This window comes from Stenotrophomonas sp. 17(2023) (assembly GCF_030345315.1).
Classification (GTDB): Bacteria; Pseudomonadota; Gammaproteobacteria; order Xanthomonadales; family Xanthomonadaceae; genus Stenotrophomonas; species Stenotrophomonas acidaminiphila.
The window spans coordinates 1,300,146-1,315,945 of sequence record NZ_CP128405.1 but is presented as its reverse complement, the minus strand read 5'-3'; the positions used below and the strand labels follow the sequence as shown (position 1 = coordinate 1,315,945).

Here is a 15,800-nt window from a genome sequence, read left to right as displayed (position 1 = left end):
CCTTCGCAGGAACGGCGCACATCCATGCGCGCGGATTTCATTTATGCGAGTCCCTCGCAGGAGCTGCGCACATCCCTGTGCGCGGATTTCACCTATGCGAATCCCTCGCAGGAGCAGCGCACGTCCCTGTGCGCGGATTTCATTTTTTCTCGAACACCGCGATGCTTTCCACGTGCGCGGTATGCGGGAACATGTCCATCGCACCGGCCGACACCAGGGTGAAGCCCTGCTCGTTGACCAGGTAGCCGGCGTCGCGCGCCAGCGAGCCGGGGTGGCAGCTGACGTAGACGATGCGCTTGAACTGCTTGAGCGGCAGCTGCTGCAGCACGTCGATCGCACCCGAGCGCGGCGGGTCGAGCAGCAGCTTGTCGAAGCCCTGCCGCATCCACGGCGCGCCGCGCTGGTCCTGGGTGAGGTCGGCGGCGAAGAACTGCGCGTTGTCCAGCCCGTTGCGCTGCGCGTTCTCCTTCGCCCGCGCCACCAGCCCGGCCTCGCCTTCCACGCCCACCACCTCGCGCACGGTACGCGCCAGCGGCAGGGTGAAGTTGCCCAGGCCGCAGAACAGGTCGAGCACGCGCTCGTCCGGCTGTGCGTCCAGCAGCGCCAACGCATGCGCGATCATCTGCTGGTTGAGCTTGGCATTGACCTGGATGAAGTCGAGCGGGCGGAACGCCAGCTCCACGTCCCACTGCGGCAGCGCGAACGACAGCGGCACGCCTTCGGCCGGCCACAACGGATGCACCGACTCCAATCCACCCGGCTGCAGGTAGATGGCAAAGCCATGCTGCTGGCCGAACGCCTGCCAGGCCTGCCGGTCCGCGTCGGACAGCGGCTGCAGGTGGCGCACGGTCAGGGCGATGGCGGCATCGCCGCCGATGAATTCGATCTGCGGGATGTCGCGCTTGCCGTCCAGGCCCTCGATGAAGGCCGACAGCGCCGCCACCCGGGTACCGATCTCGGGGATCACGGTCAGGCACTGCGACAGGTCGGCGACGAAGCGCGGGTCCTGCTCGCGGAAGCCGACCAGCGTCTTGTCCTTCTTTTCGACCCGGCGCACCGAGAAACGGCCCTTGCGCCGGTAGCCCCAGTTGTCGCCCACCAGCGGCGGCAGCACCGCACCGGGGCTGACGTGGCCGATGCGGGTCAGGTTGTCCATCAGCACCTGCTGCTTGGCCACGATCTGCTGGCCCTCGTCCAGGTGCTGCAGCACGCAGCCGGCGCAGACGCCGAAATGCGGGCAACGCGGCTGTACCCGGTGCGGCGAGGCGGCGAGCACTTCCACGGTCCGCGCCTCGTCGAAATGGCGGCTCTTGCCGGTCTGCTCGGCCATCACCGTCTCGCCAGGCAAGGCACCGGCCACGAAGGTCACCTTGCCGCCCTCGCCTTCACGGCGGGCAACGCCGCGGCCGTCATGGCTGAGGTCGAGGATGTCGGTCTGGAACGGGGTCTTGTCTATGCGGGATCTGGATCGGGCCACGTGGCGGAAGGCTGCGGGTTGCGGGGCGACATTGTCGCAGATGCACATCGGCCTGACTTCCGCCGCTTGCGCGGCAGCGCCACATCGCCAATCATGCCCGGCACAGCTGACATGGAGGCAGCAGATGAATACGCATGCCCAGGTGGATCCACCGCGCCTGCTGCTGGTCGAGGACGACGCGACCAGCCAGGGCTTTTTCAGGGCCGCACTGGAAGCACTGCCGGCCGCGGTCGATGTCGCCGGTTCGGTCGCTCAGGCATTGCAGATGGGCAGCGCCGCCCGCCACCACCTGTGGCTGGTGGACGCCCATCTCCCCGACGGCAGCGGCCAGGCGCTGCTGCAGCGCCTGCGCGCACTGCACCCGCAGGTCCCGGCACTGGCACACACCGCCGACAATGGCGCAGGCGTCCGGCAGTCGCTGCGCGCGGCCGGTTTCGAGCGGGTGCTGGTCAAGCCGATGACCCGCGCCGAACTGCTCGCCGCGGTCCGCGACTGCCTCGGCCAGGCCGATGCCGGGCACGCCCCGGCGGGCGAGGACGCGGTCGCGCCGGACTGGGACGAGAGCGCGGCGCTTAGCGCGCTCAACGGCCAGCAGGCCCATGTCGTGGCGCTGCGCGAACTGTTCCTGTCCGAACTGCCGGTTGCCCGCGACGCCGTTTCGGTGGCACTGCGCCAGCACGACGACAGCGCCCTGCGCAGGCAACTGCACCGGCTGCAGGCCAGCTGCGGCTTCGTCGGCGCCTCGCGGCTCGGCCGCGCGGTACGGCAACTGCACCAGGCGCCGGAGTCGGACATGGCGCGGCGCCAGTTCGACGCGGCGGTGAGCGCCCTGCTGCACTGAGCCCGCCGACCGCTCGGAGGTTGCTAGCTCCCGCCCTTCAGCTCACCCAGCATTTCCCAGGATTTGAGCCCGCGCCCGCCCAGATGGTGCAGCAGCACCGCGCGCATCTGCGGCCGCAGGCTGGCCAGGTCGGCCGCGGCCGGCGCCTGGTCCGCGGCCAGCGCCAGCAGCGCCGCACCGGTGGCCAGGCCCCGGCGCTCGGCGGCGTTGCGCTCGCTCAGCAGGCGCAGCGGCCCCTCCTGCGGGTCCAGCCGGTAGCGGGCGGCCGGGTCGATGGGTTGCCCGTCGGCGCTGCAGGTCCAGTCGAAACCGAAGCCCAGCGCATCGAGCAGGTCGCGCTCGAAGCGCCGCAGGGCCCACGCCAGGCCGGCCGCATCGGCCAGCTGGTCGCGGACCTGGCCATAGGCATGGTGCAGCTCGGGCAAGGGGTCGTGGCGCGGCGCCAGCCGCAGCACCAGTTCGTTGACGTAGAAGGCGGCCAGCATCGACTGTCCATGCAGGCGCGGCGCCGCGTCCTGGCTCTCGGCACGGCGCAGCTGCGCCAGTTCGCCGGTCATCACCGCATCCAGGCGGATCGACTGCAGCGGCTGCAGGGCCGCGCGCAGGAGCTGTTTTTTCGGTCCCTGCACGCCGCGCGCCAGCAGGCCGATGCGGCCATGCGCGAGCGTCAGCGCCTCGACCAGCAGGCTGGTCTCGCGCCAGGGGCGCGCATGCAGCACATAGGCGGGTTCGTCGTCGATCCGCATTGGCGCTCGCCGCGGGCGCGGACGGGCGGACCGCCCGGCACGCCCGCCTGCCGGTTACTCGCCGTACCCGAAGGCCCTGAGCGCGGCTTCGTCGTCCGACCAGCCCTCGCGCACGCGCACCCAGGTTTCAAGGAACACCTTGGCACCGAACAGCCGCTCCATCTGCAGGCGGGCCTTGGCGCCGATTTCCTTCAGCCGCGTGCCGCCCTTGCCGATCACGATGGCCTTCTGGCCCTCGCGTTCGACCCAGATCACCGCACCGATGCGCAGCAGGTTGCCGTCCTCGGCAAAGCGCTCGATCTCCACCGTGGTCGCATACGGCAGTTCCTCGCCCAGCTGGCGCATCAGCTGCTCGCGCACCAGTTCGCCGGCCAGGAACCGCTGGCTGCGGTCGGTGATCTCGTCCTCGCCGAACATCGGCGGGGCCTCGGGCAGCAGCTTGAGCACGTCGCGCACCAGCGCTTCCAGACCATTGCGCTTCTGCGCCGAGATCGGGTGTACGCCGGCGAAATCGCGGCCTTCGGTGACCTCCTGCAGGAACGGCAGCAGCGCGCCCTTGTCCTTCAGGCGGTCGACCTTGTTGACCACCAGCAGCACCGGGATGCCGGCGTCGCGCAGCACGTTGAAGGCCAGCGTGTCCTCTTCGTCCCAGCGCCCGGCCTCGATCACCAGCAGGCCGGCGTCCACGCCCTCCAGGGAGCTGCGCGCGGCACGGTTCATCACCCGGTTCATCGCCCGCTTCTGCTGGCGGTGCAGCCCGGGGGTATCGACCAGCACCAGCTGCCCCTCGGGGAAGGTGGCGATGCCCAGCAGGCGGTGGCGCGTGGTCTGCGGCCGGTTGGAGACGATGCTGACCTTGGCGCCCACCAGGGCGTTGGTCAGGGTCGATTTGCCGACATTGGGGCGGCCGATGACGGCGACGCTGCCACAGCGGTGGGAGGAGGTGTCGTTCACTTGGAATCCAGTTGCTCGATCGCGGCCGCAGCCGCCTGTTGTTCGGCCAGCCGCCGGGAGCTGCCTTCGCCCTCGGTGGTCACGTCCGGGTCGGTCAGGCGGCAGCGTACCCGGAAATGCCGGGCATGGTCATCGCCGGTTTCCGATACCAGTTCATAGACCGGCAGCGGCTTCTGCCGCGCCTGCAGCCATTCCTGCAGGCGGGTCTTGGGGTCTTTTTCGGGTTTGCCGACCGGCACCGCGGCCATCGGCGCGTCGAACCAGGGCAGCACCCGCGCGCGGCAGGCCTCGAAACCGGCGTCCAGGTAGATCGCCGCCACCACCGCCTCGAAGGCATCGGCCAGGATCGAGTCGCGGCGGTGGCCGCCGGACTTCATCTCGCCGGGCCCCAGGGTCAGGCGCTGGCCCAGTTCCAGGGTACGGGCCATGGCCGCCAGTGCGCCTTCGCACACCAGCGCCGCCCGCGCCCGGGTCAGCGCGCCCTCGTCGGCCTTGGGCCAGCGGGCGAACAGGGCCTCGGCCACGATCAGGTTGACGATGCTGTCGCCCAGGAATTCCAGGCGCTCGTTGTGCGGCGCGCCCGCGCTGCGATGGGTCAGGGCCTGCTGCAGCAGACCCGGATCCCGGAACGGGTGGCCGATGCGGTCACCCCGCGTCACCGTCCTACTCACCGTGCGAGGTCAGGTCCTGGGAGTTCTCGAAGCGGCCGACGATGTCGAGGTTGCCCACCAGCGGGCGGCGCACTTCATAGCTCACGTTCATGCGCACGCCGCCATCGATGCGGTCGAACTTGATGTTGTCGCGCTTGACGCTGTCCGAGTAGTTCATGTCCATGCGCTTGAAGAACAGCTCCTGCGCCCTGGACGGATCGGACGTGCCCGGCTCCTTGGCCAGGGCCTTCATCGAGGTCTTGACCGCGTAGAACTCCTGGTACATCGGGAACAGCTTCATGCCGACGTAGAGGGCGAAACCGACCACAGCCAGCACCATCAGGAACGACGTCAGCGTCATGCCGCCTTGCTTGCGATTCATAGCGTTCTCCCCCGGGTTGCGCCTAGGTTACTGGATGCCCGAGCCGATCCGCGACGGCTCGAAGCCGTCCTTGCAGAACCAGCCACTGCAGTTGAGCCAGATCAGGAACGCCTTGCCGCGCAGGTTCTGCTCCGGCAGGAAGCCCCAGAAACGGCCGTCGTCGCTGTTGTCGCGGTTGTCGCCCATGACCAGGTACTGGCCCTGCGGCACCTGCCAGTCACCCTGGCCGGCCGGGTTGGCGCGCCCCAGGTACTCCAGCACGGTATGCGTGCGGCCCGGCAATGCCTCGCTGAGCAGGGTGGCGCCGTTCATTTCGGCGCCGCGGCCCTTGCCCACGTACTCGCCCTTGACCTCGTAGGCCAGCGGCTGGCCATTGATCGACAGGGTGTCGCCGTGGAAGCCGATGCGGTCGCCCGGCAGGCCGATGACGCGCTTGATGAAATTCTCGCCGCGCTGCGGGTCGCCGGGCATGTCCGGATGGCCCGGGAACTGGAATACCACCACGTCGCCGCGACGCGGCTCGCCGGTCGGGATCACCTTGGTGTTGGTGATCGGCAGGCGGATGCCATAGGCGAACTTGTTGACCAGGATGAAATCGCCGATCAGCAGGTTGGGCATCATCGAGCTGGACGGGATCTTGTACGGCTCGGCGATGAAGCTGCGCAGCACCAGCACCACCGCCAGCACCGGGAAGAACGCGCGCGAGTAATCGACGAGCGCCGGTTCCTCGCTGTCCAGCAGGCCACCCTTGGTCGCGCGGCGCTTGGCCAGGAACAGTTTGTCCAGCAGCAGGACCAGGCCCGAACCCAGGGTCAGCACCACCAGGGCGATTTCAAACCATTTCATTCGTCATCCTTCGCTATGCACGGGTCCCGGCGGCAGGCGCCGGTCACTTGTTGTCCATCTGCAGCACGGCCAGGAAGGCTTCCTGCGGGATCTCCACGCGGCCGACCTGCTTCATGCGCTTCTTGCCTTCCTTCTGCTTCTCAAGAAGCTTCTTCTTGCGCGAAATGTCGCCACCATAGCACTTGGCCAGCACGTTCTTGCGCATCGCCTTGACCGTGGTACGGGCGATGATCTGCGAGCCGACGGCGGCCTGGATGGCGACGTCGAACATCTGCCGCGGGATCAGGTCCTTCATCTTCTCGCACAGCTCGCGGCCGCGGCGGTCGGCGTGGCTGCGGTGCACGATCAGCGACAGCGCGTCGACCTTGTCGCCGTTGATCAGCACGTCCACGCGCACGAACGGACCGGCCTCGAAACGCACGAAGTGGTAGTCCAGCGAGGCGTAGCCGCGGCTGACCGACTTGAGCTTGTCGAAGAAGTCCAGCACCACCTCGGCCATCGGCAGCTCGTAGCTGATCTGCACCTGGCTGCCCAGGTAATTGATGCCGATCTGGCTGCCGCGCTTTTCCTCGCACAGCTTGATGATGTTGCCGATGTACTCCTCGGGCGTGAGCACGTTGGCACGGATGATCGGCTCGCGGATCTCCTCGACCTGGTTGACCGGCGGCAGCTTGGCGGGGTTGTCCATCATCACGATGGAGCCGTCGCTCTTGAGCACCTCGTAGACCACGGTCGGCGCGGTGCTGATCAGGTCCAGGTCGTACTCGCGCTCCAGGCGCTCCTGCACGATCTCCATGTGCAGCATGCCGAGGAAGCCGCAACGGAAGCCGAAGCCCATCGCCTCGGAGCTTTCCGGCTCGAAACGCAGCGCCGCGTCGTTCAGGCGCAGCTTGTCCAGCGCCTCGCGCAGGTCCGGGTAGTCCTCGGCGTCGACCGGGAACAGGCCGGCGAACACGCGCGGCTGCATTTCCTGGAAACCGGGCAGCGGCGCCGGCGCCGGGTCGGCGGCCAGGGTCAGGGTGTCGCCGACCGGCGCGCCGTGCACGTCCTTGATCGACGCGGTGATCCAGCCCACCTCGCCGGCCGACAGTTTGCCGGTGACCTTGCGCTTGGGGGTGAACACACCCACCGCGTCGACCTGGTGGTTGCGGCCGGTGGACATGACCAGCAGCTTGTCGCCGGTCTTGACCTCGCCCTGCATCACCCGCACCAGCGAGACCACGCCCAGGTAGTTGTCGAACCAGGAGTCGATGATCAGCGCCTGCAGCTTGTCGGTATCGCGCGGGGCCGGCGGCGGGATGCGGTGGACGATGGCCTCCAGCACCTCCTCCACGTTCAGGCCGGTCTTGGCCGACACCGGCACCGCGTCGGTGGCGTCGATGCCGATCACCGCCTCGATCTCGGCCTTGGCACGCTCGATGTCGGCGGTCGGCAGGTCGATCTTGTTCAGCACCGGCACCACTTCCAGGCCCATCTCGACCGCGGTGTAGCAGTTGGCCACGGACTGGGCTTCCACGCCCTGCGCCGCGTCCACCACCAGCAGCGCGCCCTCGCAGGCGGCCAGCGAACGGCTGACTTCATAGGAGAAGTCGACGTGGCCGGGGGTGTCGATGAAGTTCAGGTAGTAGGTTTCGCCATTGCGCGCGGTGTACGGCAACGACACCGACTGCGCCTTGATGGTGATGCCACGCTCGCGCTCGATCGGGTTGTTGTCCAGGACCTGCGCTTCCATCTCGCGCGCGGTCAGGCCGCCACAGATCTGGATGATGCGGTCGGCCAGGGTGGACTTGCCATGGTCGACGTGGGCGATGATGGAGAAATTGCGGATGTTCCGCATCGAATCGGCAGACATAAGGTGGCGGCGGCGCGTCGCGTCGTCAGGATAACGCGCCATTATCGCACGCCAGGCGGCCAGCCCGCACAGACCGCCGGCCCGGACGGCAGGAGCCGCCCGGAGGCGGCCCCTGCGTACAGCTTGATGAAGGCCAGACTCAGCCGCCGGCCCGGACCGCGACGAAGGCACTGTTGCCGCCCGCCCGCACCAGCAGCATCACCACGTCGCCCTTCTTGTAGCCGGCCAGCTCGCGGTTGAGCGCGGCCACGCTGCCGACCGGGGTCCGGCCGACCTGCAGCACCACCATGCCCGGCGACAGCCGCGCCTCGCGCGCCGCCTGGCTGTTCACCGCGGTGATGCGCACACCCTCGCCGGCGTCCAGCCCCAGCTGGCGGCGCTCGGCGGCCGTCAGGTCGGCCACCTCCAGCCCCAGTAGGGCATTGGCGCCGGCCTGCGGCTTGTCGCCGCCGGCCGCGGCCGGGGCATTGGCCGGGCGTGCCGCGTCCTCGGCCAGTTCGGTCAGGGTCACGCTGATCTCGCGCGGCTTGCCGTCGCGCAGGATGCCCAGCCGGACCTTGCTGCCCGGCGGCATCGCGCCGATCAGCGGCGGCAGGTCGCTGGAGGCGGCGATCTCGGTGCCGTTGACCGAGCGGATGACGTCGCCCAGCTGCACGCCAGCCTTGGCAGCGGCCGAATCCTCGACCATCTGGTTGACCAGCGCGCCGCGGCTGTCCGGCAGCTTGAAGCCCTGCGCGATATCGGCAGTCACCGCACCGACCATGACGCCCAGCTGGCCACGGCTGACCTTGCCGGTCTTCTTGATCTGCTCGACCGCGCTCATCGCCAGGTCGATCGGAATGGCGAAGCTGATGCCCATGTAGCCACCGGACGCCGAGAAGATCTGCGAATTGATGCCGACCACTTCGCCGCGGGTATTGAGCAGCGGGCCGCCGGAATTGCCCTGGTTGATCGCCACGTCGGTCTGGATGAACGGCACGTAGCGCTGTTCGGCGTAGGGGTTGCTGCGGCCGGTGGCACTGACGATGCCGGCGGTGACCGAATGGTCCAGGCCGAACGGCGAGCCGATCGCCACCACCCACTGGCCGGGCTTGAGCGTATTGGAATCGCCCACTCGAACGGTCGGCAGGCCCTTGGCGTCGATCTTCAGCAGCGCCACGTCGTACTGCTCGTCGCTGCCGACGACCTTGGCGTCGAACTCGCGGCGGTCGCTGAGCTTGACCTTGACCGTCTCGGCGCCGTCGATCACGTGGTGATTGGTCAGCACGTAGCCGTCAGCGGAAATGATGAAGCCCGAGCCCATGCCGCGGCCGCGCGGGCCGTCTTCCGGCGCCTCGCGGGGCATCTGGAAGTTCGGGCCGAAGAAGCGCCGGAAGAACTCCGGCAGCTGGTCCATGTCCGGCCGCGCGCCGCCCGCCATGCGCGGACCGCGCCGCGAGCCGATCACGGTCTCCACGTTCACCACGCCGGGCCCGACCCGGTCCACCAGCTGGGTGAAATCGGGCAGGCCGCTCACCAGTTGCGGGGCCGGCGCAGCCGGGCGCGCGGCGACCGCCTGTTCGGCGGGAGCGGTAGGGGCGTTGCTCTGGGCACAGGCGACCAGCGGCAGGGTCATTGCCAGCAGGCCGAACAGCCGCGTATGGATACGGTGGGTCATCAGACTCGAGCCTCCGATTGGAAAGTGAAGAAACACGCTCCGCCCGGCATCGAGCGCCAGACGGGGAAATCCCGGGAAACCGCACCCGCCGCGCATGGCCGCCGGTGCGGAAAGAAGTGCCTGCTCAGGGCCGCGCCGGCTGCGCGTCCGGGGCCGCCTGTCCCCCTTGGGATGGCAGCCGCGGCTCGAACGGGTAGAAGGTCGCCCCGCCTTCCGTCGGCGCGCTGGCATTCAGGGCGGTGCCCGACAGTGCCGGCGACAGGCTCGAGCGCGGCCATGGACGCGCCTGCAGCACGCCACCAGGGTCGGCGAACGGATCGCGGCGGAGCGCCGGCGGCGGTGCCTGCGCGGCCACCGCGCGCGCCGGCTCGGCCTGGCGTGCGGCCACGCTGCGCGCCGCCTGCTGGGTACGGGTGGCGCTGCCACGCCGCACCGATGCATCCGCACGCCGCAACGCCACGGCGGCCACGGCAGGCGCCGCGGCGGCCAGCCCGGCCTCGGTGCCAGCCTCGGTACCGGCACCCGCGGCCGGGTCGGCATCGGCCACCACCGTGGCCGCCGGAACCTGTGCGGCGGTGGCGATCACGGTCTCCGGCACGGCCGGTCCGGGCAACTGCCCGCGCGCCATGAACAGGGCCACGGCCGCGACCGAGGCCGCCAGCGCGGCGCCCCCGCCCCAGCGCCGCCAGCCACCGCGACGCGCCTGCCGTTCGGATGCCGGGGAGGCCTGCACCGCGCCGGCTTCGATCGCCGCGCGGATCCTGAGGTCGAAGCCGGCCGGTGCCGGGGCGCAGGCCTGGCCGCGCAGCACGTCGCCCAGCAGCTGCCAGCGCTCCTGGCAGCCGGACAACTCGCCGTCGTGCTCGAGCCGGCGCAGCAGGAAACGCGCCTCGTCGGTGGGCAGCTCGCCATCGACCAGTGCCGACAACTGCTGCCGGTAATGAAGTTCGAACTTGTCGGCGGTATTGCCCGCCGCCGCATCGACGCGGCCGGAAACATTCATGCGCGGCTCCTTTCACGGGTGGCGCTGGCGGTATCCAGCAGCGGACGCAACTGCACGTCGATGGCCTCGCGGGCACGGAATATCCGCGAACGCACGGTACCGATCGGGCAGCCCATCCTGTGTGCGATTTCCTCGTAGCTCATGCCTTCCACCTCTCGCAACGTGATGGCCGAACGCAGCTCCTCGGGAAGCGCGTCGACCGCCTTCATCACGGTCTGTTCCAGTTCCTGCCGCATCAGTTCGCGTTCGGGCGTGTCGGTGTCGCGCAGGCGCGCACCGGCGTCGAACTGCTCGGCATCGCCGATATCGATATCGTCGGTCGGCGGGCGCCGGTTGTGCGCGGCAAGGTAATTCTTGGCGGTATTCACTGCGATTCGATGCAACCAGGTATAGAACTGGGCGTCGCCACGGAAATTCCCGATCGCGCGGTAGGCGCGAACAAAAGTGTCCTGGGCCACGTCCTGACATTCACTCCAGTCGGCGATGTAGCGCCCGATCAACGCGACGATGCGGTGCTGGTACTTGCGCACCAAGACATCGAACGCCGCGCTTTCGCCGCGCTGCACGCGCCGGACCAGCTCCAGATCCAGCTCCTGCGGTGTTTCAACCTCGGCCATAAAGGGCCGCACTCCTGTCAGCCCAACCGACGTCGGGCAATGAGACCGCCTGTGGCGGAAAAAGTTCAGCGTCCGGTCCCCGGAGCGCCGCACCGTCCTTCAGAGCATGTTTACATTGCGGCCACCGCCCCCGCGCCACGGCCTGGCGCGCGAAGGGCACGTACACACCCTGCAACCTGCGTTCGGATAGCCTGTCGGCCACGACCGGCCGGCACGAACGCCCCTGCTTCCCAGAGCATTGGGATTTGACGCCGGGGAAACAACCTCTGGATCATAGCGATCTTCTCCATACACAACCGGATGGAACGTCCCATGCTTTCAGGTTTCGATGGGCTCCGCTTCACTCACTGGCAGGCCGAGATCCGCGACGACGGCTTCGTCGTGCTCGCCCTGGACCGCCGCGACAGTCCGGTCAACGCGATGTCACAGGACGTGCTGCTGGAGCTGGGCGACATCGTCGAACGGCTGGCGATCGACCCGCCCAAGGGGGTGGTGGTCCGCTCGGCCAAGGCCGCCGGCTTCATCGCCGGCGCCGACCTCAAGGAGTTCCAGGAGTTCGACCGCCGCGGCACCGTCAACGACGCCATCCGCCGCGGCCAGTCCACCTACCAGAAGCTGGCAGAGCTGCCCTGCCCCACCGTCGCCGCGATCCACGGCCACTGCCTGGGCGGCGGCACCGAACTGGCCCTGGCCTGCCGCTACCGCGTGGCGTCCAGCGATCCGTCCACCCGCATCGGCCTGCCCGAGACCCAGCTGGGCATCTTCCCGGGCTGGGGCGGCAGCGCGCGCCTGCCGCGCCTGGTCGGCGCCCCGGCGGCGATGGACATGATGCTGACCGGGCGCACCCTGTCGGCCTCGGCCGCACGCGGCATCGGCCTGGTCGACAAGGTCGCCGCACCGGCGGTCCTGGTCGACGCGGCGATATCGCTGCTGCAGTCGGGCGTGACCCGGCCGTTCAAGCAGCGCGCCACCGCCTGGGCCACCAACACCTGGCTCGCACGCAGGATCCTGGCGCCGCAGATGGCCAAGCAGGTCGCGCGCAAGGCGAAGAAGGAACATTACCCGGCACCATACGCATTGATCTCGACCTGGGAGCGCAGCGGCGGCAGCGGCATCCAGGCACGTCTGGACGCCGAGCGCCGCGCGGTGGTCAAGCTGGCCGGCGGCCCGACCGCGCGCAACCTGATCCGCATCTTCTTCCTGACCGAGCGGCTCAAGGCGCTGGGCGGCAAGGCGTCGGACATCCGCCACGTACACGTGGTCGGTGCCGGGGTGATGGGCGGCGACATCGCCGCCTGGGCGGCCTACAAGGGCTTCGACGTGACCCTGCAGGACCGCGAACAGCGCTTCATCGACCCGGCCATGGCACGTGCCCAGGCCCTGTTCGAGAAAAAGGTGAAGGATCCGGCCAGGCGCCCGGAAGTGGCTGCACGGCTGAAGCCCGACCTGGCCGGCGACGGCGTGGCCAGCGCCGACCTGGTGATCGAGGCGATCATCGAGAACCCCGAAGCCAAGCGCGAGCTTTACCAGGCGCTGGAGCCGCGGCTGAAGGCCGACGCGCTGCTGACCACCAACACCTCCTCGATCCCGCTGGACGAGCTGCGCGAACACATCGCGCAGCCGGCCCGGTTCGCCGGCCTGCACTACTTCAACCCGGTGGCGCAGATGCCGCTGGTGGAGATCATCCACCACGACCGCATGGCACCGGAGACCGAACAGCGGCTGGCCGCATTCTGCAAGGCGCTGGGCAAGTTCCCGGTGCCGGTGGCCGGCACCCCCGGGTTCCTGGTCAACCGCGTGCTGTTCCCGTACATGCTGGAGGCGGCCACCGCCTATGCCGAAGGCATCCCCGGCCCGGTGATCGACCGCGCCGCGGTGAGGTTCGGCATGCCGATGGGCCCGATCGAACTGCTCGACACCGTCGGCCTGGACGTGGCCGCCAGCGTCGGCAGGGAGCTGGCGCCGTTCCTAGGCCTGCAGATCCCGGCCGCGCTGGCCGCCGTGGAACCGGGCAAGCGCGGCAAGAAGGATGGCCAGGGCATCTACAAGTGGGAGAACGGCCGCGCGGTGAAGCCGGAAGTGGCCAGGGACTACCAGGCGCCGTCGGACCTGGAGGACCGCCTGATCCTGCCGCTGCTCAACGAGGCGGTGGCCTGCCTGCACGATGGCGTGGTGGCCGATGCCGACCTGCTCGATGCCGGGGTGATCTTCGGTACCGGCTTCGCGCCGTTCCGCGGCGGCCCGATCCAGCACGTCCGCGCCACCGGCGCCGATGCCCTGGTGGAAAAACTCCGGACCCTGCAGGCACGCCACGGCGACCGTTTCGCACCGCGTCCGGGCTGGGACATGCCGGTCCTGCGCGCACCCATTGCCTGAGCGGCCGGTCCGGCACGCAGGCAGGCTCCCCGGGGCGGCGTGGCAGCCCCGGGCGCACCCTGCGCACGCACCCATCGACCCTGCCGCCACGGCGGCGGCAGCGGCCGCGCACTCACCGGTGGATGGTGGATGAATGCATGGCGTGCCGGCATGCGCCAGCGCTGGATTGATTGACCCAGATCAAGGCGATGAAGCCCGCCTGGAACGACTCTATGCGCGTCGTCTGGCGCAGTGTCGCGCCAGGCCGTGACGACCAGGCCCCGCGCCGCGTCCATTGCCTATCCCACAGGAGCAACACCCATGAAAACCTCGCGCCGTCTTCTCCTCGCCCTAGCCCTCGTCGGCGCCGCGGGCGCGGCCCAGGCTGCCGGCAACTGCACTGTCTCGCTCAAGGGCAACGACGCGATGCAGTTCGATCTCAAGGAAGCCACCGTTTCGGCCAGCTGCGCCACCGTCACCATCGAACTGACCCACACCGGCAAGCTTCCGGCCACCGCCATGGGCCACAACGTGGTGGTCTCCACCACCGCCGACATGGCCGGCGTCAACCGTGACGCGATCCGTGCCGGCGTCGCCAACAACTACGTGCAGCCCAAGGATGCGCGGGTGATCGCCCACACCACCCTGATCGGTGGCGGACAGAAGACCCAGGTCCGCTTCCCGGGCAACAAGCTGACCGCCGGCGGCGACTACAGCTTCTACTGCTCGTTCCCGGGCCATTCGGCCATGATGAAGGGCAAGCTGGTCGTAACCCGCTGATTCACCTCGCAATGCATCGGAGGCCCGGGCGACCCTGTCGCCCGGGCCTCCGTCATATACTGTTCAGCATGGCATCCATGGAACACACCCCCTGGATGGCTGCAAACCGCCCGGGACACGCATTGATTCAAGTCAATGCCCGGAGTGCTCCACACGGGGGATGATTTTCCCCGTTCAGACCGAGGATCAGGCCGCATGCAAAGCGTGCAGGGGACGTATAACGACAAGGTGGTGCGCCAGTTCGCGGTGATGACCGTGGTCTGGGGCATCGTGGGCATGCTGGTAGGCGTGATCATCGCCGCCCAGCTTTACTGGCCGACGCTCGGCGAAGGCATACCGTGGCTCAGCTACGGGCGGCTGCGACCACTGCATACCAATGCGGTGATCTTCGCCTTCGGTGGCTGTGCACTGATAGCGACCAGCCTGCACGTGGTGCAGCGCACCTGCCACGTCCGGCTGATATCGGACAAGCTGGCGGCCTTCGTGTTCTGGGGCTGGCAGCTGGTGATCGTGGCCGCGGCCATCACCCTGCCGCTGGGTTACACCCAGGGCAAGGAATACGCCGAGCTGGAATGGCCGATCGACATCCTGATCGCCGCGGTGTGGGTGGCTTACGCGGTGCTGTTCATCGGCACCATCGCCAAGCGCCGGGTCAAGCACATCTACGTGGCGAACTGGTTCTACGCCAGCTTCATCATCGCCATCGCGCTGCTGCACATCGTCAACAACATCTCCATCCCGGCCGGCCCGACCAAGTCCTACTCGGTCTACAGCGGCGCGGTGGATGCGATGGTGCAGTGGTGGTACGGCCATAACGCGGTGGGCTTCTTCCTGACCGCCGGCTTCCTGGGAATGATGTACTACTTCGTGCCCAAGCAGGCCGGCCGCCCGGTGTACTCCTACCGGCTGTCGATCGTGCACTTCTGGGCGCTGATCGCGGTCTACATGTGGGCCGGCCCGCACCACCTGCAGTACACCGCCCTGCCCGACTGGGCGCAGTCCCTGGGCATGGTGTTCTCGCTGATCCTGCTGGCCCCGTCGTGGGGTGGCGCGATCAACGGCGTGCTGACCCTGTCCGGCGTGTGGCACAAGCTGCGCACCGACCCGATCCTGAAGTTCCTGATCGTGGCGGTGTCGTTCTACATGATCGCGACCTTCGAAGGCCCGATGATGTCGATCAAGACGGTCAACTCGCTCTCCCACTACACCGACTGGACCGTGGGCCACGTCCACGCCGGCGCGCTGGGCTGGGTGGCGATGATCTCGATCGGCTCGATCTACGCGCTGATGCCCAAGCTGCTGGGCCGCGAGCAGATGTATTCGGTCAAGGCCATCGACACGCACTTCTGGCTGCACACCATCGGCGTGGTGCTCTACATCGCCTCGATGTGGATCGCCGGCGTGATGCAGGGCCTGATGTGGCGCGCGACCAACGACGACGGCACCTTGACTTACACCTTCGTCGAATCGCTGAAGTTCACCTATCCGTACTACCTGATCCGCCTCGGCGGCGGCCTGGTCGTGCTGAGCGGCATGTGCCTGATGGCCTGGAACGTCTGGCGTACCTGGCGTACCGCCCCCGCGATCGAACCGCAGCCGCTGCTGCCCGTCGACGCCTCCGAAGTGCGTGCCTGAGGAGG

The 15,800-nt window shown here is 68.7% G+C and carries 14 protein-coding genes; 4 read left to right on the top strand and 10 right to left on the bottom strand.

The genetic code is table 11. The features are described 5' to 3' along the window. Positions 1-139 precede the first annotated feature (139 nt). Positions 140-1,477, bottom strand: coding sequence for a 23S rRNA (uracil(1939)-C(5))-methyltransferase RlmD (gene rlmD / locus QQA12_RS05765; RefSeq protein WP_226050067.1), 1,338 nt, complete (start codon positions 1,475-1,477; stop codon positions 140-142). A gap of 124 nt (positions 1,478-1,601) precedes the next feature. Here rlmD and QQA12_RS05760 point away from each other — a divergent pair, with 124 nt between their 5' ends. Continuing rightward, on the top strand, positions 1,602-2,318 hold the full coding sequence (locus QQA12_RS05760) for a response regulator (protein ID WP_226050068.1): 717 nt from the start codon (positions 1,602-1,604) through the stop codon (positions 2,316-2,318). A 23-nt stretch (positions 2,319-2,341) separates the two neighbouring features. Here the strand turns inward: QQA12_RS05760 and QQA12_RS05755 are convergent, their stop codons facing one another. The 9 genes from QQA12_RS05755 to rpoE form a co-directional block, all read right to left on the bottom strand. Beyond that, positions 2,342-3,064, bottom strand: a complete 723-nt coding sequence (locus QQA12_RS05755) for a DNA repair protein RecO C-terminal domain-containing protein (protein ID WP_054664362.1) — start codon at positions 3,062-3,064, stop codon at positions 2,342-2,344. A 54-nt stretch (positions 3,065-3,118) separates the two neighbouring features. Beyond that, positions 3,119-4,018, bottom strand: a complete 900-nt coding sequence (era, locus tag QQA12_RS05750; RefSeq protein WP_226050069.1) for a GTPase Era — start codon at positions 4,016-4,018, stop codon at positions 3,119-3,121. Beyond that, positions 4,015-4,689, bottom strand: coding sequence for a ribonuclease III (gene rnc, locus QQA12_RS05745; RefSeq protein ID WP_054664356.1), 675 nt, complete (start codon positions 4,687-4,689; stop codon positions 4,015-4,017). The genes era and rnc overlap by 4 nt, the downstream gene beginning before the upstream one ends. Then, positions 4,682-5,050, bottom strand: coding sequence for a DUF4845 domain-containing protein (locus tag QQA12_RS05740; RefSeq protein ID WP_056932176.1), 369 nt, complete (start codon positions 5,048-5,050; stop codon positions 4,682-4,684). Before QQA12_RS05740 ends, rnc begins: the two co-directional genes overlap by 8 nt. 27 nt (positions 5,051-5,077) lie before the next feature. Then, positions 5,078-5,896, bottom strand: a complete 819-nt coding sequence (lepB, locus tag QQA12_RS05735; protein ID WP_054664350.1) for a signal peptidase I — start codon at positions 5,894-5,896, stop codon at positions 5,078-5,080. 43 nt (positions 5,897-5,939) lie between these two features. Next, a complete protein-coding gene (lepA, locus tag QQA12_RS05730) occupies positions 5,940-7,733 on the bottom strand; it encodes a translation elongation factor 4 (protein ID WP_054668627.1) in 1,794 nt (597 codons plus the stop codon). Between the two features lie 154 nt (positions 7,734-7,887). Then, positions 7,888-9,405, bottom strand: a complete 1,518-nt coding sequence (locus QQA12_RS05725) for a DegQ family serine endoprotease (protein ID WP_226050070.1) — start codon at positions 9,403-9,405, stop codon at positions 7,888-7,890. Between the two features lie 124 nt (positions 9,406-9,529). Next, the gene (locus QQA12_RS05720; RefSeq protein ID WP_226050071.1) at positions 9,530-10,408 is read right to left on the bottom strand and encodes a sigma-E factor negative regulatory protein; all 879 of its coding nucleotides are present in this window, start codon (positions 10,406-10,408) and stop codon (positions 9,530-9,532) included. Next, positions 10,405-11,025 (bottom strand): RNA polymerase sigma factor RpoE, encoded by a 621-nt coding sequence (rpoE, locus tag QQA12_RS05715; protein ID WP_054664342.1) that lies wholly within the window; start codon positions 11,023-11,025, stop codon positions 10,405-10,407. Before rpoE ends, QQA12_RS05720 begins: the two co-directional genes overlap by 4 nt. 312 nt (positions 11,026-11,337) lie before the next feature. Between rpoE and QQA12_RS05710 the strand changes: the two genes are divergently transcribed. From QQA12_RS05710 to ccoN, 3 genes are all read left to right on the top strand, one after another. Then, positions 11,338-13,401, top strand: a complete 2,064-nt coding sequence (locus QQA12_RS05710) for a 3-hydroxyacyl-CoA dehydrogenase NAD-binding domain-containing protein (RefSeq protein ID WP_226050072.1) — start codon at positions 11,338-11,340, stop codon at positions 13,399-13,401. Positions 13,402-13,701: 300 nt separating this feature from the next. Further along, positions 13,702-14,160: an azurin gene (azu, locus tag QQA12_RS05705; RefSeq protein WP_054664340.1), complete on the top strand. Its 459-nt coding sequence runs from the start codon at positions 13,702-13,704 to the stop codon at positions 14,158-14,160. 195 nt (positions 14,161-14,355) lie between these two features. After that, positions 14,356-15,795, top strand: a complete 1,440-nt coding sequence (gene ccoN, locus QQA12_RS05700) for a cytochrome-c oxidase, cbb3-type subunit I (RefSeq protein ID WP_054664337.1) — start codon at positions 14,356-14,358, stop codon at positions 15,793-15,795. Positions 15,796-15,800 lie beyond the last annotated feature (5 nt).

Coding starts and splice junctions, on each gene's coding strand:
- azu (WP_054664340.1), top strand. CDS start 13,702: ATGAAAACCTCGCGCCGTCTTCTCCTCGCCCTAGCCCTCGTCGGCGCC.
- lepA (WP_054668627.1), bottom strand. CDS start 7,733: ATGCGGAACATCCGCAATTTCTCCATCATCGCCCACGTCGACCATGGC.
- QQA12_RS05755 (WP_054664362.1), bottom strand. CDS start 3,064: ATGCGGATCGACGACGAACCCGCCTATGTGCTGCATGCGCGCCCCTGG.
- lepB (WP_054664350.1), bottom strand. CDS start 5,896: ATGAAATGGTTTGAAATCGCCCTGGTGGTGCTGACCCTGGGTTCGGGC.
- rpoE (WP_054664342.1), bottom strand. CDS start 11,025: ATGGCCGAGGTTGAAACACCGCAGGAGCTGGATCTGGAGCTGGTCCGG.
- QQA12_RS05740 (WP_056932176.1), bottom strand. CDS start 5,050: ATGAATCGCAAGCAAGGCGGCATGACGCTGACGTCGTTCCTGATGGTG.
- QQA12_RS05760 (WP_226050068.1), top strand. CDS start 1,602: ATGAATACGCATGCCCAGGTGGATCCACCGCGCCTGCTGCTGGTCGAG.
- QQA12_RS05710 (WP_226050072.1), top strand. CDS start 11,338: ATGCTTTCAGGTTTCGATGGGCTCCGCTTCACTCACTGGCAGGCCGAG.
- QQA12_RS05725 (WP_226050070.1), bottom strand. CDS start 9,405: ATGACCCACCGTATCCATACGCGGCTGTTCGGCCTGCTGGCAATGACC.
- ccoN (WP_054664337.1), top strand. CDS start 14,356: ATGCAAAGCGTGCAGGGGACGTATAACGACAAGGTGGTGCGCCAGTTC.
- QQA12_RS05720 (WP_226050071.1), bottom strand. CDS start 10,408: ATGAATGTTTCCGGCCGCGTCGATGCGGCGGCGGGCAATACCGCCGAC.